Genomic DNA, 21855 nt, shown 5'->3' on the forward strand with positions numbered 1-21855 from the left:
CTCAGTCGGCGTGCTGCGGTGGCCACACCACCCGGAAGCGTTCGAAGACGATCTCTTCGTCTTCCGACCAGTGACGCCCCAGCGCCGCGGAGACGCGCGTCCAGTACCGACGGTGCTCACGTTGCCAGCTCGCGAGGCTCAGATCATCCTCGCCCTCATCCGCGGCGAAGGCGGCATCAGCACTCGCGAAGTCACCCAGGCGCAGTTCGACACTTCGAATGATGATCGTCGGCACGCCGCGACCGTCGCACGCGATCCAGTGAGACCCGATCCGAGGAACCTCGTCGCCGCGGGCGACGAAATCTGCGACGAGTTCCGACGTCGCCCGCTTCCGCCCGCTCAGAACCTCCGCGAGAAGTTCGTCGGCGAGCCGCTCGGAATCACCGAAATGCTCCACGGTGTACTCAGGACACGCCGCGACCGCTTGCGGGCAGGCCGCGGCGTACTCCAGCCACATCCGCCGAGCCGCTTCGACGTCAACCGGGATCGCACGCGATGAAGACATGGTTTCATCGTGCCAAAACGCGGCGGCCGGGTGTCGAACCCGAGCCGCAGCCGGCGAGGTCATCCGTGCGACGAGTTCGGGTCAGCCCCCGTCTCGTAGACGTACACGTTGACCCGCTCCCCGCGGAGGACGAAACGGATGAGCTTGTCGCCGCCGTACATAGCGGGCAGGTCCACGGTGGCATCGTGCCTGTTGAGCGAGCAGCCCTCACCACTGAGCCCATCGCGCAGCCCCTGCACCGGAACCGCCACGAACAGGCACGTCACGCCATGGCGCGATCTTCCGCTCCAGATGTTGAAGCCCTGGAAGTTCTCGTAGCGGCGAAGCTCATCGACGCTGATACCGAATTTGTCGAGCGTGCCGTAGTGGTCGGGCGGCCTGTCCAGCTCGTCGCCGACCGATCTCAGGCCGAGGACGGTGTCCGGAGTGGGGATGTAGCTCCCGTACCCCTGGCCAGGAGGCAGCGGCGGCATCGTCGCCACGTCTGTTTCAGCGCGGAGCGGCGTGGCGATGTCCGCCAGCAGTTGTGACATCCACGCGACCCCGGCGACATCCAGGCTGAGCGCGGCGAGCGCCCCAGCCAAGATCACGACTCGATGTCGGCGCCACCACTGCTCCGCCGGAGCCCTGCCGGTGGCGGAAGCGGCGAGTGGCTCTTCCGGTCGGACGTGCTCGGCGACGTCGCGGTTCTCACGGCGGTTGGCCGCGTCGGTGGCTGCCTCCGCGATCGGCGCTGATCCTGGCTGCGAGCCCGGGCCGCCCTCTGGGACGGAGAGGCGCTTCGTACTCAGGGCCCGCTCCGACGCGTCGTCGACGGCGAAGGTCCGCCGTCGTTGTGCTGCCTCGAGTTCGGAGAGCCGGGCCAGAGCTGCCGGATCCTCAGCGATGTCGGCGTCCGGTCCATACGCGCGTCGTCGGAGGAGTTCCAACTCGTCCAACTCCGCTAACTCAGCTGACCCCCGCGGGTCATCCATAGCCCGATTATCCGCCCCGGACATCCACCGGGGAATAGCGCGACCGAGGGGATCCCGCCGCAGCCGTGGCCCCACGAATCTGAAGCGACGCACCCCGCTCACAGTGCGCGCCCGAAGGACTCGAACCCCTCACCTTCAGACCCGTAGTCAAGCGGCGACGCGGCGAACTTCCGCGTGGCGGCCATGAGGGGAAGCCAGCGGCGTTCAGTTGGCGGAAGTGCGAGAGGATCAGGAGTATGGATGCCCGACGTGTCGCCGCGAGCGATCCCGCGGTCGAAGAACTTCTTAGGAGCATCGAGGAGTTCGCTGCCGGTGGGTATCAGGTCGACCGTGTGATCCCTGCCGTCTGCGCATGCGGGAACGATTCGTTTCTGCTCGTCTTCGACGATGAGATCGGGGTCGCAGCCAGGGTGTGCACCGCGTGCGAAGCGGAGGTCGGGATAGCCGACTCCGACGAGCATTTCGACGACGTGGAAGCCGTCCGGCAGGCGCAATGCTCGTGCGGAAACGACGTCTTCACTGTCGCCACGGGATTTGCTCTCGACCAACGCGACGAGGTGCGCTGGGTATCGGTGGGGCTGCGGTGCACGCGGGATGGGATCGCGGGAGTCTACGTCGACTGGAAGGTTGACTACGCACCCACGGAGCACCTCCTCGCCAACGCGTAGGCGCGAGCGTCACGCTCCATGCAAACGTTTGGCGCAACCCCGCTCGGGAGTCTGATGGTCGTGCATGTCGTCGTGTCACGTTGCGCATGACGAACATCGACAGCAAGATGTCGTCCTCGACAGCGTGCGCACCGGATGCTGTCTCGTGAGGAGCGGACGGGTTCTGAGATGGCTGTGGTCGAAGATGTTCGGGCGCTGGGCGGCGAATTGGAGCGCTCGTACCAGGTGTACGTGCGGGGGCGATTGAAGTTTCGCGTGGGGCAGCTCGTCTACGTGGCCTTCTCCCTCGATGAGACGGTGATGGGCTTCGCCTTCCCGAAGGAGGAGCGGGCGGCGCTTGTCGGCGGTAACCCCCCTGATTCGGTACGCGGACCCGCACGGTCCACGACCCACTGGCGACAGAGTTGGCTTTGCTGCCGGAGGTTGGCCATCGGCGTTGCGCCCGGAATGTCTCGCCGATCGTGGGGAATGAGTGGAGCAGCGGTATTGCTTCAGCAGGTGTGAACAACGACGTCGCCACCGCCCTGCACAGAAGTCAGCTCATCGACTTGACGACGACCGGTCGCCGTAGCGGGCTACCTCGTCGCATCGAGATCTTCCTGCACGATGAGGACGGGGTGCTGTTCATCACGGGGATGCCGCGTCGAGACCGCACAAGGGACTGGATACACAACATCACTGCGGACCCCAACGTCGTCGTGCATCTGAAGAAGGGCATCGAGGCCGACGTTCCTGCCACAGCGCGGGTAATCACCGATCCCCATGAGGCTCGGCCGCTCATCGAGGCTGCCGCACGCCGATGGCGCAGAGACGATGTCGACGAGATGATCGCGCACAGTCCGCTGATCGTGCTGACTCCGGCTACCGCGCCCGCCGCCTGACGGCACCCCGAGACTCCGGCGCGGCCCGGCGGGGAATCCAGGGCTCTGCCGGCCGACCCTGCTGATTCGCGGTCAGACGGCACACTCGCGGAATCAGGGTCAGCGCGGGCGGGAGAGGTGTTGCCGATCACCCGCCCGCGGGGGCGATCGAGTCAGCTGACCGGAGCAAGCTCCAGGAGGCTCGACATCGCGTCGCCGATCTTGGCGACGATGGCTTCCTCGTTGAGGACCGCCCCGTCGGGAGCGAACTCTTCGCCGATGCGCAAGCCGGCGATCGGCTCGACGATCGTGAGCTGCAGCGAATTGAGGACGGGTGTGATGGCCTCGACGGCGCTCTTCTTCTCGTAGAAGTTGTACGTGACGATGGCGACGCGCTTGCCGTTCCACTGCTTGTAGACCCAGTCCAGCGAGTTCTTCTGGATTGCCGTCACGCTCGAGTTGTACTCGGGCACCAGGAGCACGAACGCGTCGGCCGCGCCGACCTTCTCCGTCCACGCGGCGACCTTGTCGTGCTCGATGACGAAGTCATCGAAAGCCGGGACGACAGGGGTGTCGAGGAGCGGCAGCGAGATGTCGTCGAGGGTGGCGACGGTGACCTCGATGCCCTCGCGGGCGGCGAGATCCCCCTCGACGTGGGCAATGACGGCGTTGCCGACACTGTTGGGGCGGGCACTGCCGGGGATCACGAGTACCTTCACGTTGTCTTCCTTCTCTGTTGGGGTGGGAGGGTTGCGCGCGGGCGCAACAGTTGGCCCGCCGGCAGACGAGTTGCGTCAGCAAGCGGAGCGGGATGGGTTCCTCGGCGGCGAGGTTCGCCTGGAATCAGTGAGCCGGTGTCGGCGAGGCGTCCTCGCCGTGCGGCGGGACGGCGAGAGCCGGGTGACCGACGGGGATCGTGCAGCCGTCAGGACCGCACATGTCCGCGTCGTCGGCACCGCCGAGGAGCTGAAGCGATGTCACGCGGTCACCCGCTCACGCTCGTTCCAGGCGCGTGCAAGCGCGTCAACGATGACGTCGACGGGCTGCGCGCCCGAAATGCCGTACTTCCGATCGATCACCAGGAAGGGCACTCCACGTGAGCCGAGCGAAACCGCCTCCTGATGATCGGACTCGACTTGGGCACGGTACCGGCGGTCGGTGAGCGCGGCGCGAGCCCCGTTCTCGTCGAGGCCGAGACGAGAAGCGAATGCCGCGAGCTCGTCGACGGTCCAGATGTCGGCCTTTTCGCCGAAGTTGGCGCGGAAGAGCAGGTCCCATGCGGCCTGATGCCTGCCCTGGTCGGTGGCCCAGGCCAGGAACTCATGAGCGAGCGTCGTGTTGCCGATGCTGTTGTCGGCTACGTGGTATTCGGCGATGCCGTCTTCGTGCGCGATCGCTTCGACCCTCTGTGCCATCTGATCGATCTGGGCGGTGTCGATCCCGCGCTGGGAGCTCATGTACTCAGCGAAGTCGTAGCCCTGCCCGTCGGGAAGATCGGGCAGCAGTCGGAACGATCGGTGCTGGAGCTCGACCTGCCCGTTTTCACTGAATCGGCGCACCGCCTCGTTGACCCGCTCGTTTGCGATGCCGCACCAAGAGCAGACAATGTCCGCCCACATTTCAACCTTCACGCTGCTCATCCCTCGAGAGTATCATCCGAACTCGTACTATCCGACTTCAGATCGTCCTGACTCCTTGCGATAGACTGGCCCCATGATTCCCGCAGTCGACCTGGAGACGCCCGCGATCAAACCGTGTGCCGCGGTTGACGACCCCTTCACGTCCGACTTCACATGGCTGCTGCATCGGGCCGAGCGCGTGCTCACTCAGAACTTCGACGAGGCGTGCCGCAATGTCGGGCTGAAGGACATGCGCGACACTCTTGTGCTGGCCGTCGCCGGCGATGGCGAGACGCGGACGCAGATCGAGATCGCGCAGACCCTGGGTTTGGACAAGACCACGCTGGGGGCGATCATCGATCGCCTCGAGAGTCAGGGGTACATCGTCCGTTCGACCGACCCGTCGAACCGCCGGATCCGCATCCCCACGACGACGGAGCACGGGCAGGCGATTCTCGCGCGCGCCCTCGTCGCACGCGACGAGGTCGTCGCCGGCACCTTGTCGTCGTTCACCGGAGACGATCTGCACGTCCTGCGAACTCTTCTGTGGAGGCTCGCAACCGCCTCATCATGAGGTGTCCGCGCGCGATACCGCCACCTCTCTCGAGAACCTCCGCGGCGAGTTTGAAGTAGGGAACGACGACGGTGTCCCGGCCGAGTGGGACGCTCGGCCGGGACACATGTCGGCGGCACCCGTCAGCTGCGTGACAGCACCGCGTGTGTGATCGCCGAGAGCGGCTCGTCCACGTCGGTGGAGGGTCTCGCGGCCTCGATCTAGTGCACACATAGGTGCACACATACGTGTGGCGTGCTGTGATGCCATGTGGCGTCCTCGCCACTACCACTATCACCCGCAGAAACAAGAAAAGCGCCGGTGAACCGGCGCTTTTCTCAAGGTTACTGTCTCAACACAGTGCGCGCCCGAAGGGACTCGAACCCCTAACCTTCTGATCCGTAGTCAGATGCTCTATCCATTGAGCTACGGGCGCATGTTGCTCGCTCTCGCGCACAACGTCGTCAAGAATACCTGACGGATGCGCGCCGCGCGAATCGGCGGGCGGATGCTGGTTTCCCGGGCGTGTCCGCACGCGCCGGCGCGCCCCTACCCGCCGTCAAGAGCACGCAGCTGCCGCTGCAGCGCGACCTGCCGGTACGACGTGTCGATGAGCTCCGCGAGGAGCTCCCAGTCACCGGCGTCCGCCTCCACGCGGATCGCGAGCCACCCGTGCGCTCCCTCGTAGGGCGGCACGAACACGTCGTCGCGCTCGAGCAGCACGGGTCGCTCGAGATCGTCGGGGATGAAGACGACCGCGGGTTCGGGACCGACCCCGACGATCGCGAACTGCCGCTTCCCGGCGCGGAACGTGCACCGGCCGTGCGAAATCGCCTCGACGGCCTCGGGATACGGCAGGCACAGCGCGCGCACGCGCATCGGGAGCCCATGCTCCGGCGGGAACCACATCGGATGGGTCAGGGCCGCATCGCCGTCCACACCGCGAGCGTAGCCGCGACGTCGGACAGCGTCAGGACTCGAGCTCGCTGACGTCGATGCCCGAGATGCGCGGCGAGTGCGGGGCGGACGAGGGCAGGGCCGCAGCATCCGTCTCCGGATCGTCGTGATGGCGCTTGTGCGCGGCGAGGCGCGGCAGATCGACGAGGCGGATCGACTGCATGCGGGCGGCGCGCATGCGGTCGTAGTCGGGGTCGAGCTCAGGGCGCATGCCCTCGACGCGCAGGCGGCGCTGCAGGTTGGCCTCGACGTCGCCCCAGGCGGCGTCGCGCGACTGCTCGATGAAGGTGCGCACGACGTGCGGGTCGTCGGCCATGCGACGAAGCGCCGTCGCCACCCCGGCGTACTGACGCCCGCGGCGGCGGAGGTTGCGGGTGTCGCGATCGCGGTAGTCGTGCGTGCCGTCGGGGTCGGTGAACTTGCCCCACGCCTTCTTGCGCTGGCGCTTCACGAGCGCGGCGGCCTGCTCCTGCTCGTCGGCGAGGCCGAGGAGCGTCTCGCGCGCGAACGGCGTGAACGCGACGACGTCGAACTGCTCGTCGTGCGCGATCGTCTCGACGAGGATGCGGTTGCGGATCGCCAGGCGCGCCGCGGCGGACGCGATGGACACGCCCTCGGCGATCGCCTCTGCGGTCTTGCCCATCGAACCTCCCCTCAAAGGCTAGCGTCCGCAGGGCCCTCCCGAGTCAGCGAGAATCATAGACGCGGCTCGTCGACGGCGACGACCGGACCGAGAGGCATCACATGGCGAAGCGGCCACCCCTGGACGTGCGCGGGCGCACCACCGTCATCACCGGCGCGGCCGCGGGCATGGGAGCCGACGTCGCACGGCAGCTCGCCGCGCGGGGAGCGCGCATCGCCCTCCTCGACCGCAATGCCGACGGGCTCGCCGCGGTGGCAGCCACCCTCGACGGCACCGGGCACACGACGCACGTCATCGACCTCACCGACGACGAGGCCGTCACCGCGGTCGTGGCCGAGGTCGAGGCATCCCATTCCGGCATCCAGTCGCTCGTGACGTGCGCCGGCTCGTCGATGCTCGGCGACATCGACCAGGTCACGATGGCCGAGATGCGCTGGCTCATGGACGTGAACCTGTGGGGCACCGTCAACGTCACGCAGGCGCTGCTGCCGGCGCTCCGGCGCGAGCCGGCCGCGCACATCACCCACCTGGTGTCGATCTACGGGCTCGCGGCCCCCGCGGGACGCATTCCCTATGCGATGAGCAAGTTCGCGGTGCGCGGGTTCACCGAGTCGCTGCGGCACGAGCTCGAGCGCTCGACGATCACCGTCGGCGCCGTGTACCCCGCGGGCGTGAAGACCGGCATCATCCTGCACGGCCGGTACGCCGCCGCGATCGACCCCGCGGTCGCCCAGCGCGCCGCGGCGGCGCAGGCCGCGATGTACCACACCGAGCCCGCCGACGCGGCGGCGCGCATCGTCGAGGCGACGATCCGCCGGCGCCCGCGCACGATGATCGGCCGCGAGGCGCGCCTGGTCGACGTGCTGGCACGCGTGACTCCGGCGCACTACTGGGCGCCGATGCGCCGTCCGCTCCGCGACGCCATCGACACCACGACGCCGGTGCGCTGACACCCGGCCCCGCACCGCACCGCCCCATCCGTGTATCAAGCGGTGCACGCCGAATCAACCCCCTGCACGGGTGGATGCCTCGCGCGTAGCGTCGGTCTCATCCCTCTTGAGAGGAGAGATCGATGGGATTCATGGAAGACGCGAAGGAGACGGCCAAGGCCGTCGGCGAGAAGATCCAGGACGCGTGGGAAGACACCACCGATCGAGTCGGGGACAAGGTCGACGAGATGAAGGCTGATGCCGACGTCAAGAAGGCCGAAGCGGAGCGCGACTCGGTGAAAACGCGCAACGAGATCAAGGAAGACCTGCGAGACAACTGACCCGCAGATACGACGAAGGCGGAGCCGCCCGGGGGGCCGGCTCCGCCTTCGTCGTCGGTGCGCGCGTGCGTCGCGGAGCTCAGCCGATCGCGGCGATGCGCCACGAAGCGGTGACGGATGCCTCGGGCTCGATGACGAGGAGACCGGCGTCGTAGTCGTACGACCCGGCGTTGAAAGCGTCGGGCGCGCACGTCATGGGTTCGACGGCGAGGCCGAGGCGGCTCTGCGCGGCGTCGGGCTTGTCGGCGGTGTGGACCTGGACCCACGGGCAGGCGGCATCCCACGACATCTCGACGCCCGAACCCGCGGGATCGGTGACGCGCACCGTGGCGATGCCGTCGGCGTCGCGGATCAGACCCGAGTACGCGTGGTCGATCTCGGCGGCGCCGATCGCACGCGGCGAGCGGAAGTCGAAGCGCTCGGGGTCGTCGGCGTCGACCGCGACGAGGTCGGTCGGGATGAGACGGTCGGGCGTGACCGCCAGCACCTGCGCGGCGGGCAGCTCGAGCGTCCAGCCGTCGACACGGCCGTCACCGGCGACCAGGTACGGGTGCGGACCGGTGCCCCACGGGGCCGGCTCGTCGCTCTCGTTGTGCGCCGTGACCGACTGGGTGAGCCCGTCGGGTCCGAGCGAGAACGTCGTCAGCACGACCAGGCGCCACGGGAAGAACGTCTGCGGCTGGATCACGGCCGCGAGGGTCACGTGGTCGGGGCCCTTGTCGATGGCCTCGAAGTCGAGCCACGTGGCGAGTCCGTGGAGGGCGTGCGAGCGCGCCGGCTCGGTGAGCGGCAGCTGGAAGTCGCGGCCGCCGAACGAGTACCGGCCGTCGACGACACGGTTCGGCCAGGGGGCGAGGGTCGCGCCGCGGTGCGCGGGGCGCACCTCGTCGGCCTCGAACGGCACGACGAGGTCGCGGCCGCGGTACGTGAGCGAGCGGAGCGTCGCGCCGACGCTCGCCACGACGGCTTCGTAGTCGCCGGCGCGCAGGGCGTGCTGGGTTCCGGATGCGGGGGGACGTGCCATGAGGGCTCCTTGAGGATCGGGGATGCCGCCACCCAGAGTAGCGGCGAGGCTCGGGACGCCTCGAAACAGGGGGTCGAGGTGCGACGGGCGGGGTGGCGTCCCGGGCGACGGACCTCGAAACAAGGGATTCGCGCCGACACCGAGGGCGATGCCCCCGGTCTCGCGCGGAATCCCCGGTCTCGTCGAGACCGGGGACTCCGGGAGGGGTCAGAAGCCCTGGGCGAGGCGGTAGTACGCCTGGTTCCAGCGCAGCTCCCGCTGGAAGCTGCGGACAGTGGTGTCGTCGTCGATCACGACGAGCTCGGTCGCGGCGATGTCGGCGAAGTCGCGGAACACGTCGATTCCGACCGCGGTCGTCATGACGGTGTGGTGCGCGGCGCCCGCGGCGAGCCAGCAGGCGGCGCTCGTCGCGAAGTCGGGCGCGGGCTTCCACACCGCGCGGCCGACGGGCAGCTTGGGCAGGTCGGGGGCGTCGACGTTCTCGACGACATTGGCCACGAGGCGGAAGCGGTCGCGCATGTCGCTCATCGCGACGACGAGCGCGGGACCGGGGTCGGCGGTGAAGACCAGGCGCACCGGGTCCTCCTTGCCCCCGATGCCGAGCGCGTGCACCTCGAGGCGCGCCTTGGCGGTGGTCAGCGACGGCGACACCTCGAGCATGTGGGCGCCGAGGATCCGCTCGCTGCCGGGCACCAGGTCGTAGGTGTAGTCCTCCATGAGGCTCGCGCCGCCCGGAAGGCCGGCGCCCATGACGTTGGCGACACGCACCAGGATCGCGGTCTTCCAGTCGCCCTCGGCGCCGAAGCCGTAGCCCTCGGCCATGAGCCGCTGCACGGCGAGGCCGGGGAGCTGCTTCAGCGCGCCGAGGTCCTCGAACGACGTCGTGAAGGCGCCGAAGCCGCCCTCCTCCAGGAACGAGCGCAGGCCGAGCTCGATCGCCGCGCCGTCGCGCAGCGACCGGTGGCGGTCGCCGTCCGGCAGCAGCTCGGGCGCGACGTCGTAGGTTTCGAGGTACTCGGCGACCAGCGCGTCGATCTCGGCGTCGGTGGCAGCATCCACCGCCTCCACCAGCTCGTTCACGCCCCACGTGTTGACCTGCACGCCGAAGCGCAGCTCGGCCTCGGTCTTGTCGCCCTCGGTCACCGCGACGTAGCGCATGTTGTCGCCGAAGCGCGCGAGCTTGAGCGAGCGCGAGGCGGCCCAGCCGGCGGCGGCGCGCTGCCAGTCCTCGACCTGCTGCAGCACGGCCGGGTTCGACACGTGGCCCACGACGGTCTTGCGCGCGACGCCGAGGCGCGTCTGGATGTACCCGAACTCGCGGTCGCCGTGCGCGGCCTGGTTGAGGTTCATGAAGTCGAAGTCGATGTCGGCCCACGGCAGCTCGACGTTGGCTTGCGTGTGCAGGTGCAGCAGCGGCTTCTGCAGGGCGTCGAGGCCGGCGATCCACATCTTCGCGGGGCTGAACGTGTGCATCCACGCGACGACGCCGATGACGTCGTCGCGGGCGTTGACGTCGAGCGCGAGGCGGCGGATCGAGTCGGAGTCCTTGAGGACCGGCTTCCACACGACCTTCACCGGCAGCCCGGAGAGGCCTTCGGCGACGGCCTGGGACTGCTCGGCGACCTGGCGCAGGGTCTCTTCGCCGTAGAGGTTCTGGCTGCCGGTGACGAACCAGACCTCGTACGTGTCGAGCGAGGTGGACAGGGGCGTGCGGGTCATCGTGGGTCCTTCGTGGGTCAGAGGGCGGAGACGGCGGCGGCTTCGACGGCGAGGCCGACGCGGTAGCGGTCGAGGTAGGCGGCGAAGCCCGCGACATCCGCGGGATCCGGATCGGCGGTCGCCACGGCCGCGTCGGCGAACACGCGGTCGTCGAGATAGGAGGCGAGCGTGATGATGGATGCCTCGGCCGAGGCATCCGTGTTCCCCACCGCCCGCGCATACGCGGCGAGCACCGCGATGCCCCACGCGCCGCCTTCGGAGGCGGTGTCGCCGACCGAGACCGGGGCGCCGAGTGCGCCGGCGAGGAAGCGCTGGGCGACGCCGGTGGTGCGGAACATGCCGCCGTGCGCGAACATGCGGTCGAGCGCGACTCCCTCGCCGGCGAGCACGCGCATGCCGAGCGCGAGCGTGCCGAAGACGCCGTAGAGCTGCGCGCGCATCGCGTTGGCGAGCGTGAAGCGGCTGTCGGGCGTGCGGACGAAGAGCGGACGCCCCTCGGTGAGCCCGGCGATCGGCTCGCCGGCGAGGTGGTTGTAGGCGAGCAGGCCGCCGCCGTCGGCCTCGCCCGCGAGGGCTTCGCGGAAGAGCGTCTCGTAGACGGCGTCGTCGGTGAGCGGGGTTCCGGTCGCCTCGGCGAACCGCGCGAACATGCCCGCCCACGCGGCGAGCTCGCTCGCACCGTTGTTGCAGTGCACCATCGCGACGGTGTCGCCGACGGGGGTGGTCACGAGGTCGAGCTCATGGTGCACCTCGGTGAGCGGACGCTCGAGCACGACCATCGCGAAGATGCTCGTGCCGGCGCTCACGTTGCCGGTGCGGGGCGCGACGGCGTTGGTCGCGACCATGCCGGTGCCGGCGTCGCCCTCGGGAGCGCAGAACAGGACGCCGGGGCGCAGCGCGCCGGACGCGTCGAGCAGCGCCGCGCCTTCAGCCGTGAGCGCGCCCGCGGGCGCACCCGCGACGAGAGAGGCGGGCAGGAGCTCGGCGACGTGCGCGACGGGCAGCCGCCCGGCGGCCAGGTCGTCGTAGCGCGCGAGGAGGCCGGCGTCGTAGTCGCCGGTCGCGGAGTCGATCGGGAACATGCCCGACGCGTCGCCGACGCCGAGCACCTTCTCGCCGGTGAGCCTCCAATGCACGTACCCCGCGAGCGTCGTGACGAAACGGATGTCGGGCACGTGCCCCTCGCCGTCGAGCACGACCTGGTGCAGGTGCGCGATCGACCAGCGGAGCGGGATGTTGACGCCGAAGGCGTCGGTGAGCTCCGCCGCGGCGGGCCCGGTGTTCGTGTTGCGCCACGTGCGGAACGGCGCGAGCAGCTCACCCGCCTCGTCGAACGCGAGGTAGCCGTGCATCATCGCCGAGACGCCCATCGCCCCGAACGTGTCGGGCGCGACGCCGTGGCGCTGCTGCGCGTCGGCGACGAGGTCGGCATACGCGGCCCGGAGCCCCGACCAGACGTCGTCGAGCGCGTACGTCCAGAGGCCGTCCTCGAGCCGGTTCTCCCACGCGTGCGATCCGACCGCGAGCACCGTCGCGGGATCGTCGGCGTCGACGAGGCAGGCCTTGATGCGCGTCGATCCGAGCTCGATCCCGAGCGCGGTGCGGCCGTCGCGGATGGCCTGGGCCGCAGCATCCGTCATCGCTCGCCCTCCTCTTCGCGGCGCTCGTCCGAGCTCTGTCCGTAGACGTTCTGGTACCGGTCGTAGAGGCTGTCGATCGCGGCCTGCGGAATCGGGATGAGCGGCCCGGCCTCCCGCGCGTAGTGCACCGTGCGGGCGACGTCCTCGACCATGACGGCGGCCTTCACCGCGTCCTTGGCCGAGACGCCGATCGTGAAGGGCCCGTGGTTCTGCATCAGCACGGCGCGGCTGCGGTGGCCGGTGAGCGTCTCGACGATGCCGCGGCCGATCGAGTCGTCGCCGATGATCGCGAACGGACCGACCGGGATCGGCCCGCCGAACTCGTCGGCCATCGCCGTGATGACGCAGGGGATCTCCTCGCCGCGCGCGGCCCACGCGACGGCGAAGGTCGAGTGCGTGTGCACCACTCCCCCGACCTCGGGCATGTTGCGGTACACGTAGGCGTGCGCCGCGGTGTCGCTCGAGGGGCTCCGCTCGCTGCCGAGGCTCCCCGGCACGACGTTGCCGTCGAGGTCGCACAGGATCATGTTCTCGGGCGCGAGGTCGTCGTAGCTCACGCCCGACGGCTTGATCACGAAGAGGTCGGCGCCGGGCACGCGCCCCGACACGTTGCCGCCGGTCCAGACGATGAGGTTGTAGCGGACGAGCTCCGCGTGGAGCTTCGCGACATCGGCACGGACGCCCGCGATGGATGCCTCGACCTCGGGGCTGAACGTCGGGGCCGGCGTCGCCGGTTCGGGGCTGGTCACGGGGTCCTCCGTCGGGTCTCGTGTGAAACGGGCGGGCCCATTGGGCCTCGGCCGCCTATGTTACCGGTAACAACGATGATCCGCACCGCTGCATCGTCGGCGGCGCGGTCAGCGCGGCGGCGCGGTCGAGGCCCGCACGACGAGACGCGGCGGAGCGGGGACGGATGCCGCCACCCCGAGCACCTCGGCGACGGCACGGCGCGCCTCTCCCCCGAGGTCGAGACCGACCGTGGTGAGCGCCGGGCGGTAGTACGCGGCATCCGGGTTGTCGTCGAAGCCCACGATGCTCACGTCCCCGGGCACGTCGACACCGGCCGCACGGAGCCCGGCGATGAGTCCGAGTGCCATCTGGTCGTTCGCGACCGCGATCGCGGTCGGGCCGCCGGGTGCGCGCAGCGCAGCGGCGATCCGGGACGCCAGGGCGGCCCCCGACCCCGCCGTCCAGTCGCCACTCCAGCGCGGGCCCGGCTCGATCCCCGCGGCGGCGAGCGCACGCAGCACGCCCGCCTCGCGGGAGCGTGCCTCGAGCCATTCGTCGGGACCGGCCACGCGGCCGACGCGCCGATGCCCGAGGTCGAGGAGGTGCGAGATCGCGAGCGCAGCGCCCGCCTCCTGCTGGTCGGTGCCGGGGCCGGTGTGCAGCGCCGCGATCGCGACGCCGGGGTGGGCTTCGACCAGCGCGGTGAGCGTCGCCGCGTGGGGCGCGAGCACGATGAGCCCGTCGACCCCCTGCGCGAGCAGACGGTCGGCAGCGTCGCGGACCGATGTCTCGGCCGAGGCATCCGCGTACGCCGTCGCGATCCACCGTCCGGCATCGCGGGCGGCCGTCTCGAGCGCAGCGATGCCGACGGCGGGGCCGTACAGGGTGGCGTCGGAGGCGATGACTCCGAGCGTGCGCGTCGTGCGGGTGCCGAGAGTGCGGGCGGCATTGTTGACGCGGTAACCGAGGTCGCCGATCGCCTGCAGAACGCGGTCGCGCGTCTCGGGGCGGATGTTCGGCTGATCGTTGATGACGCGCGACACCGTCTGCGTCGAGACGCCCGCGGCACGCGCCACGTCACGCACCCCGATGCGCCGGGAGCCGGCTCGCCCGGGCGTGCTGTCGTCCATGGCGCACACCTTATCCACGACTCGGCACCCCTCGCCGCATCGGTGCATCCACATGTGATCCCTCACTTTTCCGCCAGCACGAGGCGTACAGCCGCATCGTTGACGACCAGGACCCATCTCGCGTTACGGAACTGTTACCGCTAACATCTTGCGGTGGTACGGAATGTGAGGGCTAACATTCCATCGTCCGGCCGTACCGCAACGGCCCGACACCTACACCGAGCCGGCAATGATGCCGGACCAGAACGAGGAGGTTTTGGAAATGCAGAAGAAGACGCTTCTCGCCGGGTTCGCGCTCCTGGGGGCTCTCGCCCTCACCGCGACCGGCTGCGCCGGAACAGACAGCAGCGCCGGGGGCGACGGCGGGGGCGACGACGTCGTCACCGTCGGGTTCGCACAGACCGGGTCGGAGTCGGGGTGGCGCTCGGCGAACACCGAGTCTATGAAGGAGGCCTTCTCGACCGAGAACGGGTTCGAGCTGATCTTCAACGCGGCCGACAACGACACCGCTGCGCAGATCGCCGCGGTGCGCGACTTCATCAACCAGGGCGTGGACGCGATCGTGATCGCCCCCATCGTCGAGGACGGCTGGGACGACGTGCTGCAGGAGGCGGCGGATGCCGGCATCCCCGTGGTCCTCGAAGACCGCACCGTGTCGGCGTCGGACGACCTCTACGCCAGCTGGGTGGGCCTGGACTTCAAGAAGGAGGGCGTGATGGCCGGCGAGTGGGCGGCCGAGGCCTTCGCTGACACCCCGACCAAGATGGTGGTGCTCGAGGGAACGACCGGCTCCGCTCCGGCGAACGACCGCGCGGAGGGCTTCGACGAGGCCGTCAAGGGCACCGCGATCGAGAAGATCGACTCCCAGACGGGCGACTTCACCCGTGACGGCGGCAAGACGGTGATGGAGGGCTTCCTCCAGAAGTACGGCGTCGACGGCATCGACCTGGTCTATGCCCACAACGACGACATGGCCCTCGGCGCGATCGAGGCGATCGAGGCCGCAGGCGCCGAGCCGGGCGTCGACATCCAGATCGTGTCGATCGACGCGGTCAAGGACGGCATGCAGGCGCTCGTCGACGGCAAGATCAACTACATCGTCGAGTGCAACCCGCTGCTGGGCGAACTCGCCGCCGGCCTCGTCACCGACGTCCTCGCGGGCGAGGACGTCGAGAAGGAGGTCTACGTCGAGGACCAGACCTTCACGCAGGAGCAGGCGGCCGAGGTCATCGACAGCCGGCCGTACTGATCGCGCAGCCGATCCTGTATCAAGGTAGGTCGAAAGCACACCGCCGGGAGACCGTCGAGGTCTCCCGGCGGATGTGCCGACGCTGAAGCCCGAAAGGCAGCTGAGTCACCATGTCCGCGGACACCGCAGTCCCGCCGGTCGTCGAGATGACCGGGATCACCATCCGATTCCCCGGCGTGCTCGCCCTCGACCACGTCGATTTCACCCTCCGCCCCGGCGAGGTCCACTCGCTCATGGGCGAGAACGGCGCCGGCAAATCGACCCTCATCAAGGCGCTCACCGGCGTGTACCCGATCGACGCCGGCGAGATCGTCGTGAGCGGGAGCGCGCGGCGCTTCGCCGGCACAGCCGACGCGCAGGCCGCCGGCATCTCGACCGTGTACCAGGAGGTCAACCTCTGCGGGAACCTGTCGGTCGGGGAGAACGTCATGCTCGGCCACGAGCCCCGCACCACGAGAGGGATCGACTGGAAGGCCGTGCACCGTCTCGCCGCCGCGCACCTGCAGAGCCTCGGGCTCACCATCGACACCCGGTCGATGCTCTCGAGCCATTCGATCGCCATCCAGCAGCTCATCGCCATCGGACGGGCGATGGTGCTCGACGCGAAGGTGCTGATCCTCGACGAACCCACGTCGAGTCTCGATCGCAGCGAGGTGGAGCAGCTCTTCGGCGTCGTGCGGGACCTCCGCGACAAGGGCGTCGCGATCCTCTTCGTGAGCCACTTCCTCGACCAGATCTACGAGATCTCCGACCGCATCACGGTGCTCCGCAACGGACGGCTGGTCGGCGAGTACCCGGTGAGCGAGCTCCCCCGCGGCGAGCTCGTCACGAAGATGATCGGCCGCGAGCTCGATGAGCTCACAGCCCTCGCCTCCGTCGCCGACCGGCCCATCGACCGCAGCGGTGTGCCGGTGCTGCGCGCGAGCGGAGTCGGCAGACGCGGCATGCTCGAGCCCGTCGATCTCCAGGTGTACGACGGCGAGGTCGTCGGCGTCGCCGGCCTGCTCGGCTCGGGTCGCACCGAGCTGGTGCGCCTGCTGTACGGCGCCGACCGCGCCGAGACCGGCGACATCGAGGTGGCCGGCCGGCCGGCGAAGCACTCCTCGCCGCGACGGGCGATCGAGAACAAGATCGCGTTCTCGTCCGAGAACCGCCGCGCGGAGGGCATCATCGCCGACCTGACCGTGGCCGAGAACATCGTGCTCGGCATCCAGGCCCGCCGCGGCGCGATGCGCCGGATCTCGAAAGCGGAGACCGACGCCGTCGTGGCCGAGTACATCGCGGCGCTGGGCGTCCGCCCCGCCGATCCGACGATGCTCGCCGGAAACCTGTCGGGCGGCAATCAGCAGAAGGTCCTGCTCGCCCGGTGGCTCGCGACCGCTCCCGAGCTGATCGTGCTCGACGAGCCCACCCGCGGGATCGACGTCGGCGCGAAGGCCGACATCCAGCGCAAGGTCGCGGAGCTCAGCGCGCAGGGGCTCTCGGTCATCTTCATCTCGTCCGAGTTGGAGGAGGTGCTGCGGATCGCGCAGCGGATCGTCGTGATGCGCGACCGCCGCAAGATCGGCGAGCTGGACTCGAGCGACGTCGATCTCGACGGGCTCATCGACTACATCGCCAACCAACCCGAGGAGAGTGCGGCATGAAGGCCCTCATGAGGCACCGGCTGTTCTGGCCGATCGTCGCCCTGCTCGCTCTGATCGCGATCAACACCATCGCCCGCCCGCAGTTCATCCTCGTGACCCTGCGCGACGGCGAGCTGTACGGGGCGCTCATCGACATCCTCCGCAACAGCGCCCCGCTGATGCTCGTCGCCCTCGGCATGACGATCGTGATCGCGACCCGCGGCATCGATCTCTCGGTCGGCGCGATCATGGCCGTCTCGGGCGCCGTGGCGCTCACGATCATCGACGGCTCGCCCGATCCCGGCAACCTCGGCACCGTCGCGGTCGCTCTCCTGGTCGCGCTCGCGGTGTCGCTCGTGCTCGGCGCCTGGAACGGCTTCCTGGTCGCGGTCGTGGGGATCCAGCCGATCATCGCGACGCTCGTGCTCATGCTCGCCGGCCGCGGCATGGCCCTGCTGATCACCGAGGGCTTCATCACGACGGTCAACAGCGCCCCCTACGAGTTCCTCGCCACGGGGTACCTGATCGCCCTCCCCTTCGCCCTTCTCATCTGGGTGATCGCAGCTGTCGTGATCGCCCTGCTCGAACGGCGTACGGCGCTGGGCATGCTGACCGAGGCCGTCGGGATCAACCCGGAGGCGAGCCGTCTCGCGGGCGTCCGGGCCCGCGGCATCGTGTTCGGCGCGTACGCCGCCAGCGGACTGCTCGCCGGCATCGCCGGAATCATCTACAGCTCCAACATCCGCGCCGCGGATGCGAACGCGGCGGGGCTGTTCATCGAGCTCTACGCGATCCTGGCCGTCGTCCTGGGCGGCACCTCCCTCATGGGAGGCAAGTTCACGATCGCCGGCACGGTCATCGGCGTGCTCACGATCCAGACGCTGGAGGCGACCATCCTCTTCCTCGGTGTGCCTTCGGCGCAGAGTCCCGTGTTCTTCGCGCTCGTCGTCATCGTCGTCGTGCTCGTCCAGTCGCCGCGGCTGCATCGCTGGGCACGGAGCGCGCTCCACTCGGCGCGAACCCGCAGCCGATCCGACGCCGACGCCCCAACGGGAGTGGCATCGTGACCAAGAGCCTCGAAGCGACGGGCGTTCGCACCGCCCCCGCGTCCCGCTACGCGACCTTCATGAGCAGGCACGCGTCGCTGATGCCCACGTTCGCCGCTGTCGCGATCCTCATCGTGCTGCTCATCGGCGCCCAGGCGCGGTTCCCCCGCTTCCTGAGTCCGGGCAACCTCTCCGCGCTGCTCCTGGACAACGCCTACCTCGTCGTGCTCGCCGTCGGCCTGACGTTCGTCATCCTCACCGGAGGCATCGACCTGTCCGTCGGATCGGTGATGGCGTTCACGGGCATCCTGGGGGCGAGTCTGCTCTCGCAGGGAGTACCGGCCGTCGTGGCGATCCCGGTGATGCTCGTCGCCGGCGCCGTCATCGGCCTGCTCATCGGTATCCTCGTCCAATACTTCGACGTGCAGCCCTTCATCGCGTCCTTGGCAGGCCTGTTCCTGGCCCGGGGTCTGGCGTTCGTCGTGAGCCTGTCGTCGATCCGGGTGGAGGACCCGGTCGTCCTGTGGCTTCAGCGCACGCGCTTCAGCGTCGCCGGCTGGTACATCACGCCCACCGGGATCATCGCGCTGCTGGTCGTGGCGGTCGCGTTCGTGGTGCTCCTGTGGTCCCGGTTCGGCCGCACGGTGTACGCGATCGGCGGCAACGAGCAGTCCGCCCGGCTGATGGGGCTCAACGTCGCGCGCACCAAGATCGCGGTGTACGTCATCAGCGGCCTCTGCGGCGGGCTGGCCGGGCTGCTGCTCACCGCCTACTCCGGGGCCGGCTACCCGCGCAACGGGATCGGCACCGAGCTCGACGCGATCGCCGCGGTGGTCATCGGCGGCACGCTCCTCACCGGCGGCACCGGCTACGTGCTGGGCTCGCTGATCGGCGTGCTGGTCTACGGCACGATCAAGAAGCTGATCTCCTTCATGGGCGCCGAACAGGCCTGGACCCAGATCATCATCGGAGCGCTGCTGCTGCTCTTCATCGTCGTGCAGCGCGTGATCGTCGCGCGGTCGCAGCGTCGCAGGTAGGAGGGCGACACCACGTCTGCGCACAGCGGCCGCACCTCGCTCCGCCGGGATAATGGCCTGATGGACGAGGCGCGGCCGCTGCTGCAGCTCTCCGGGGCGACGGTGCGCTTCGGGGCTGATGCCGCGATCGACGGCGTCGACTTCCGCCTCTTCCCCGGCGAGGTGCACTCGCTCATGGGCGAGAACGGAGCGGGCAAGTCGACGCTCATCAAAGCGATCACCGGAGCGCTCCCCTTGGACGCCGGGGTCCTCTCCCTTTCGGGTCACGTCGTCCACTTCGGTTCACCGCACGATGCCCAGGCCGCGGGGATCAGCACGGTGTACCAGGAGATCGACCTCCTGCCGAACGTCTCCGTCGCCGAGAACATCGCGCTGGGCCGCGAACCGCGGCGCGCCGGCATGATCGACTGGCGCCGGATGAGGCGCGAGGCCCATGAGGTGCTCAGCGACCTCGGGCTCGACATCGACCCCGGATCGCGCCTGGGCACCCATTCGCTCGCGGTGCAGCAGCTCGTGGCGATCGCCCGTGCGATCTCGACCGACGTGCGCGTCCTCGTGCTCGACGAGCCGACGTCGAGCCTCGACCTCGACGAGGTCGCCGAGCTCTTCCGCGTCATCCGCGATCTCAAGCAGCGCGGAGTCGCGATCCTCTTCGTATCGCACTTCCTCGACCAGGTCTACGAGATCTGCGACCGGGTGACCGTGCTGCGCGACGGCAGGTTCATCGGCGAATACCTCACCCGCGAGCTGCTGCGCATCGACCTGGTGCAGGCCATGCTCGGCCGCACGGCGACCGCCCTCACCACGGCGCCGCGGCCGGAGGATGCGTCCGAGACGCCGCGTCCGGCGCTCACCGCGCGAGGGGTCACCGCAGGCCCCGGCATCCGCGACGCGGATCTCGATCTGAACGAGGGCGAAGTGCTCGGCGTCGCAGGACTCCTCGGCTCCGGACGCACGGAGCTCGCCCGCGCCCTGACCGGGATCGATCGCGTCGACAGCGGGGTGATCCGCCTCGAGGGCTCCGGTGCGACGCCCTCCGGTCCTCGATCGGCGATCTCGCTGGGGGTCGTCTATTCGTCCGAGAACCGCCGCACCGAGGGGATCATCAGCGAGCTGAGCGTGCTCGAGAACATCACCCTCGCGCTCCAGGCCGACAGAGGCATGATGCGCCGCATCCCGCCGGCCCGACAGCGTGAGCTCGCCGCGAGCTGGGTCGAGGCTCTCGACATCCGACCTCCCGACCTCGATCGCCCCGCCGGCACCCTCTCGGGCGGCAATCAGCAGAAGGTGCTGCTCGCACGGCTGCTCGCCCTGTCGCCGCGGGTGCTGGTGCTCGACGAGCCCACCCGCGGAATCGACGTCGGCGCGAAGGTCGAGATCCAGAACCTGGTGGGCGAGATGGCCGCGAACGGACTCTCCGTGATGTTCATCTCGGCCGAGCTGGAGGAGGTGCTCCGCGTGGGGCATCGCGTGGCGATCCTGCGCGACGGCCGGATCGTCGACACAATGCCCTCGGATTCCCTCACCGTCGACTCGCTCCTCGCCCTCGTCGCCCGACCGGAAGAGCTCGATGAGTGACCCTCGTGTGACGGCCGACGACGGATCGACGCGGGCCGCGAACATCTTCGACGTCGCCCGTCTCGCGGGGGTGTCGCACCAGACGGTCTCGCGCGTCATCAACGACCTCCCGAATGTGCGGCCCGCGACCCGCGCCCGCGTGGAGCAGGCGATCGCCCAGCTGCGGTACAGCCCCTCCCCCGCCGCTCGCGCCCTCGTCACCCGGCGCACGCGCACCATCGGCCTCGTCACCCCGGGTGTGCCCGACTACGGCCCGACGTCGATCGCGACGCACTTCAACATCGCGGCGCGCGCGGCGCGCTACAGCGTCGACACCGTCAGCGCCGTCGACCCCGATCCCGCGGCGATCAAGGGCGTGGTCGAGGGGCTGCTGCGTCAGCGGGTGGATGCCGTCGTCCTCATCGTCGTCGACATCGGAGTGCTGGAGGTGGTGCGCGGGCTGGACCTCAGCATCCCTCTCGTCGCCGCGACCGCCGCGGCGAGACGGGGTCCGCACATCGTGTCCATCGACCAGTACCGCGGCGCCCGGTCCGCGGTGCGTCACCTCGCCGAACTCGGTCACACGCGCATCCTGCACCTCGCGGGACCCACGCGCGCGCCCGATGCGCTGGAGCGCATCCGGGGGTGGCGGGACGAGCTCGCCGAGCGCCGGCTCGAGATCCTCGAGCCGCATCACGGCGACTGGTCGGCCGCGAGCGGTCACCGGGTGGGGCTCGACCTCGACATCGAGCCCGGCAGCGCCGTGTTCGCCGGAAACGACCATATGTCGATCGGCCTGCTGTCGGCGCTGCGCGAGCGCGGTCTGCGGGTTCCGGAGGACGTCAGCGTCGTCGGGTTCGACGACGTCCCGGAAGCAGGGTTCCTCTACCCCCCGCTCACCACGGTGCGTCAGGACTTCGGCACGCTGGGCGAGCTCATCATGCAGAAGGTGCTGGTCGCGGTCGAGGAGCCCGACAGCGTCACCGAGGACACACCGCTGCCGACGCATCTCATCGTCCGCGAGTCGACGAGCCCGCCCGGAGCCTGATC

Annotated in this window: 23 protein-coding genes and 1 tRNA gene; 11 read left to right on the forward strand and 13 right to left on the reverse strand. The window is 69.5% G+C overall.

The features are described from left to right. Nucleotide 1: 1 nt before the first annotated feature. A complete protein-coding gene (locus tag ACFC1I_RS11385; RefSeq protein ID WP_376009055.1) occupies nucleotides 2-505 on the reverse strand; it encodes an ASCH domain-containing protein in 504 nt (167 codons plus the stop codon). Between the two features lie 59 nt (nucleotides 506-564). After that, the gene (locus tag ACFC1I_RS11390) at nucleotides 565-1479 is read right to left on the reverse strand and encodes a hypothetical protein (protein WP_376009058.1); all 915 of its coding nucleotides are present in this window, start codon (nucleotides 1477-1479) and stop codon (nucleotides 565-567) included. Nucleotides 1480-1715: 236 nt separating this feature from the next. Here ACFC1I_RS11390 and ACFC1I_RS11395 point away from each other — a divergent pair, with 236 nt between their 5' ends. Both ACFC1I_RS11395 and ACFC1I_RS11400 read left to right on the forward strand, forming a co-directional pair. Continuing rightward, the gene (locus tag ACFC1I_RS11395; protein WP_376009061.1) at nucleotides 1716-2147 is read left to right on the forward strand and encodes a hypothetical protein; all 432 of its coding nucleotides are present in this window, start codon (nucleotides 1716-1718) and stop codon (nucleotides 2145-2147) included. A gap of 500 nt (nucleotides 2148-2647) precedes the next feature. Continuing rightward, nucleotides 2648-3028 carry a nitroreductase family deazaflavin-dependent oxidoreductase gene (locus ACFC1I_RS11400; protein WP_376009063.1) on the forward strand — a complete coding sequence of 127 codons (381 nt, stop codon included), beginning with the start codon at nucleotides 2648-2650 and terminating at the stop codon, nucleotides 3026-3028. A gap of 152 nt (nucleotides 3029-3180) precedes the next feature. On the opposite strand, the gene ACFC1I_RS11405 is transcribed toward ACFC1I_RS11400, so the two are convergent. The 3 genes from ACFC1I_RS11405 to ACFC1I_RS11415 form a co-directional block, all read right to left on the reverse strand. After that, nucleotides 3181-3726 (reverse strand): NADPH-dependent FMN reductase, encoded by a 546-nt coding sequence (locus tag ACFC1I_RS11405; protein ID WP_376009066.1) that lies wholly within the window; start codon nucleotides 3724-3726, stop codon nucleotides 3181-3183. Nucleotides 3727-3850: 124 nt separating this feature from the next. Continuing rightward, complete coding sequence (locus ACFC1I_RS11410) at nucleotides 3851-3988, reverse strand: hypothetical protein (protein ID WP_376009068.1); 138 nt, start codon at nucleotides 3986-3988, stop codon at nucleotides 3851-3853. After that, the gene (locus tag ACFC1I_RS11415) at nucleotides 3985-4647 is read right to left on the reverse strand and encodes a DsbA family protein (RefSeq protein ID WP_376009071.1); all 663 of its coding nucleotides are present in this window, start codon (nucleotides 4645-4647) and stop codon (nucleotides 3985-3987) included. Before ACFC1I_RS11415 ends, ACFC1I_RS11410 begins: the two co-directional genes overlap by 4 nt. A gap of 73 nt (nucleotides 4648-4720) precedes the next feature. On the opposite strand from ACFC1I_RS11415, the gene ACFC1I_RS11420 reads away from it, so the two are divergent. Continuing rightward, complete coding sequence (locus ACFC1I_RS11420; RefSeq protein WP_376009074.1) at nucleotides 4721-5200, forward strand: MarR family winged helix-turn-helix transcriptional regulator; 480 nt, start codon at nucleotides 4721-4723, stop codon at nucleotides 5198-5200. A 342-nt stretch (nucleotides 5201-5542) separates the two neighbouring features. Here ACFC1I_RS11420 and ACFC1I_RS11425 read toward each other — a convergent pair. The 3 genes from ACFC1I_RS11425 to ACFC1I_RS11435 all read right to left on the reverse strand — a co-directional run bounded on the left by ACFC1I_RS11425 (nucleotide 5543) and on the right by ACFC1I_RS11435 (nucleotide 6779). Further along, nucleotides 5543-5615, reverse strand: a tRNA-Arg gene (locus ACFC1I_RS11425). Between the two features lie 113 nt (nucleotides 5616-5728). Further along, nucleotides 5729-6118 carry an MmcQ/YjbR family DNA-binding protein gene (locus ACFC1I_RS11430; RefSeq protein WP_376009077.1) on the reverse strand — a complete coding sequence of 130 codons (390 nt, stop codon included), beginning with the start codon at nucleotides 6116-6118 and terminating at the stop codon, nucleotides 5729-5731. Between the two features lie 31 nt (nucleotides 6119-6149). Then, nucleotides 6150-6779, reverse strand: coding sequence for an asparagine synthase (locus tag ACFC1I_RS11435; protein WP_376009080.1), 630 nt, complete (start codon nucleotides 6777-6779; stop codon nucleotides 6150-6152). A 101-nt stretch (nucleotides 6780-6880) separates the two neighbouring features. Between ACFC1I_RS11435 and ACFC1I_RS11440 the strand changes: the two genes are divergently transcribed. Together ACFC1I_RS11440 and ACFC1I_RS11445 are read left to right on the forward strand one after the other, a co-directional pair. Beyond that, nucleotides 6881-7729, forward strand: a complete 849-nt coding sequence (locus ACFC1I_RS11440; protein WP_376009083.1) for an SDR family NAD(P)-dependent oxidoreductase — start codon at nucleotides 6881-6883, stop codon at nucleotides 7727-7729. 122 nt (nucleotides 7730-7851) lie between these two features. Then, complete coding sequence (locus ACFC1I_RS11445) at nucleotides 7852-8049, forward strand: hypothetical protein (protein ID WP_376009085.1); 198 nt, start codon at nucleotides 7852-7854, stop codon at nucleotides 8047-8049. Nucleotides 8050-8128: 79 nt separating this feature from the next. Here ACFC1I_RS11445 and ACFC1I_RS11450 read toward each other — a convergent pair whose 3' ends face one another. The 5 genes from ACFC1I_RS11450 to ACFC1I_RS11470 all read right to left on the reverse strand — a co-directional run bounded on the left by ACFC1I_RS11450 (nucleotide 8129) and on the right by ACFC1I_RS11470 (nucleotide 14291). After that, nucleotides 8129-9073: an aldose 1-epimerase family protein gene (locus ACFC1I_RS11450; RefSeq protein WP_376009087.1), complete on the reverse strand. Its 945-nt coding sequence runs from the start codon at nucleotides 9071-9073 to the stop codon at nucleotides 8129-8131. 207 nt (nucleotides 9074-9280) lie between these two features. After that, entirely contained in the window at nucleotides 9281-10792 is a 1512-nt protein-coding gene (gene araA, locus ACFC1I_RS11455) for an L-arabinose isomerase (RefSeq protein ID WP_376009090.1), read from the reverse strand. Nucleotides 10793-10809: 17 nt separating this feature from the next. Further along, nucleotides 10810-12432 (reverse strand): xylulokinase, encoded by a 1623-nt coding sequence (locus ACFC1I_RS11460; RefSeq protein ID WP_376009092.1) that lies wholly within the window; start codon nucleotides 12430-12432, stop codon nucleotides 10810-10812. Then, a complete protein-coding gene (locus ACFC1I_RS11465; RefSeq protein ID WP_376009094.1) occupies nucleotides 12429-13181 on the reverse strand; it encodes an L-ribulose-5-phosphate 4-epimerase in 753 nt (250 codons plus the stop codon). Before ACFC1I_RS11465 ends, ACFC1I_RS11460 begins: the two co-directional genes overlap by 4 nt. A 108-nt stretch (nucleotides 13182-13289) precedes the next feature. Beyond that, on the reverse strand, nucleotides 13290-14291 hold the full coding sequence (locus tag ACFC1I_RS11470; protein ID WP_376009096.1) for a LacI family DNA-binding transcriptional regulator: 1002 nt from the start codon (nucleotides 14289-14291) through the stop codon (nucleotides 13290-13292). Nucleotides 14292-14553: 262 nt separating this feature from the next. Here ACFC1I_RS11470 and ACFC1I_RS11475 point away from each other — a divergent pair, with 262 nt between their 5' ends. From ACFC1I_RS11475 to ACFC1I_RS11500, 6 genes are all read left to right on the forward strand, one after another. Continuing rightward, nucleotides 14554-15540 carry an ABC transporter substrate-binding protein gene (locus ACFC1I_RS11475; RefSeq protein WP_376009098.1) on the forward strand — a complete coding sequence of 329 codons (987 nt, stop codon included), beginning with the start codon at nucleotides 14554-14556 and terminating at the stop codon, nucleotides 15538-15540. Nucleotides 15541-15650: 110 nt separating this feature from the next. Beyond that, entirely contained in the window at nucleotides 15651-17186 is a 1536-nt protein-coding gene (locus ACFC1I_RS11480) for a sugar ABC transporter ATP-binding protein (RefSeq protein WP_376009101.1), read from the forward strand. Next, nucleotides 17183-18232 carry an ABC transporter permease gene (locus ACFC1I_RS11485; protein WP_376009104.1) on the forward strand — a complete coding sequence of 350 codons (1050 nt, stop codon included), beginning with the start codon at nucleotides 17183-17185 and terminating at the stop codon, nucleotides 18230-18232. The genes ACFC1I_RS11480 and ACFC1I_RS11485 overlap by 4 nt, the downstream gene beginning before the upstream one ends. Continuing rightward, nucleotides 18229-19248: a sugar ABC transporter permease YjfF gene (locus ACFC1I_RS11490; protein WP_376009106.1), complete on the forward strand. Its 1020-nt coding sequence runs from the start codon at nucleotides 18229-18231 to the stop codon at nucleotides 19246-19248. Before ACFC1I_RS11485 ends, ACFC1I_RS11490 begins: the two co-directional genes overlap by 4 nt. A 60-nt stretch (nucleotides 19249-19308) precedes the next feature. Further along, nucleotides 19309-20826: a sugar ABC transporter ATP-binding protein gene (locus ACFC1I_RS11495; protein WP_376009109.1), complete on the forward strand. Its 1518-nt coding sequence runs from the start codon at nucleotides 19309-19311 to the stop codon at nucleotides 20824-20826. Further along, nucleotides 20819-21853 (forward strand): LacI family DNA-binding transcriptional regulator, encoded by a 1035-nt coding sequence (locus tag ACFC1I_RS11500; RefSeq protein ID WP_376009111.1) that lies wholly within the window; start codon nucleotides 20819-20821, stop codon nucleotides 21851-21853. Before ACFC1I_RS11495 ends, ACFC1I_RS11500 begins: the two co-directional genes overlap by 8 nt. The last annotated feature ends 2 nt before the right edge of the window (nucleotides 21854-21855 follow it).

Origin of the sequence: Microbacterium sp. NPDC056044 (genome assembly GCF_042267145.1) — a bacterium.
Classification (GTDB): domain Bacteria; phylum Actinomycetota; class Actinomycetes; order Actinomycetales; family Microbacteriaceae; genus Microbacterium.

Excerpts from the sequence above, each read along its gene's own strand:
- ACFC1I_RS11385 (WP_376009055.1), bottom strand. The coding sequence starts at position 505 with ATGTCTTCATCGCGTGCGATCCCGGTTGACGTCGAAGCGGCTCGGCGG.
- ACFC1I_RS11390 (WP_376009058.1), bottom strand. The coding sequence starts at position 1,479 with ATGGATGACCCGCGGGGGTCAGCTGAGTTAGCGGAGTTGGACGAGTTG.
- ACFC1I_RS11395 (WP_376009061.1), top strand. The coding sequence starts at position 1,716 with ATGGATGCCCGACGTGTCGCCGCGAGCGATCCCGCGGTCGAAGAACTT.
- ACFC1I_RS11415 (WP_376009071.1), bottom strand. The coding sequence starts at position 4,647 with ATGAGCAGCGTGAAGGTTGAAATGTGGGCGGACATTGTCTGCTCTTGG.
- ACFC1I_RS11420 (WP_376009074.1), top strand. The coding sequence starts at position 4,721 with ATGATTCCCGCAGTCGACCTGGAGACGCCCGCGATCAAACCGTGTGCC.
- ACFC1I_RS11435 (WP_376009080.1), bottom strand. The coding sequence starts at position 6,779 with ATGGGCAAGACCGCAGAGGCGATCGCCGAGGGCGTGTCCATCGCGTCC.
- ACFC1I_RS11440 (WP_376009083.1), top strand. The coding sequence starts at position 6,881 with ATGGCGAAGCGGCCACCCCTGGACGTGCGCGGGCGCACCACCGTCATC.
- ACFC1I_RS11445 (WP_376009085.1), top strand. The coding sequence starts at position 7,852 with ATGGGATTCATGGAAGACGCGAAGGAGACGGCCAAGGCCGTCGGCGAG.
- ACFC1I_RS11450 (WP_376009087.1), bottom strand. The coding sequence starts at position 9,073 with ATGGCACGTCCCCCCGCATCCGGAACCCAGCACGCCCTGCGCGCCGGC.
- araA (WP_376009090.1), bottom strand. The coding sequence starts at position 10,792 with ATGACCCGCACGCCCCTGTCCACCTCGCTCGACACGTACGAGGTCTGG.
- ACFC1I_RS11460 (WP_376009092.1), bottom strand. The coding sequence starts at position 12,432 with ATGACGGATGCTGCGGCCCAGGCCATCCGCGACGGCCGCACCGCGCTC.
- ACFC1I_RS11470 (WP_376009096.1), bottom strand. The coding sequence starts at position 14,291 with ATGGACGACAGCACGCCCGGGCGAGCCGGCTCCCGGCGCATCGGGGTG.
- ACFC1I_RS11475 (WP_376009098.1), top strand. The coding sequence starts at position 14,554 with ATGCAGAAGAAGACGCTTCTCGCCGGGTTCGCGCTCCTGGGGGCTCTC.
- ACFC1I_RS11480 (WP_376009101.1), top strand. The coding sequence starts at position 15,651 with ATGTCCGCGGACACCGCAGTCCCGCCGGTCGTCGAGATGACCGGGATC.
- ACFC1I_RS11485 (WP_376009104.1), top strand. The coding sequence starts at position 17,183 with ATGAAGGCCCTCATGAGGCACCGGCTGTTCTGGCCGATCGTCGCCCTG.
- ACFC1I_RS11495 (WP_376009109.1), top strand. The coding sequence starts at position 19,309 with ATGGACGAGGCGCGGCCGCTGCTGCAGCTCTCCGGGGCGACGGTGCGC.
- ACFC1I_RS11500 (WP_376009111.1), top strand. The coding sequence starts at position 20,819 with ATGAGTGACCCTCGTGTGACGGCCGACGACGGATCGACGCGGGCCGCG.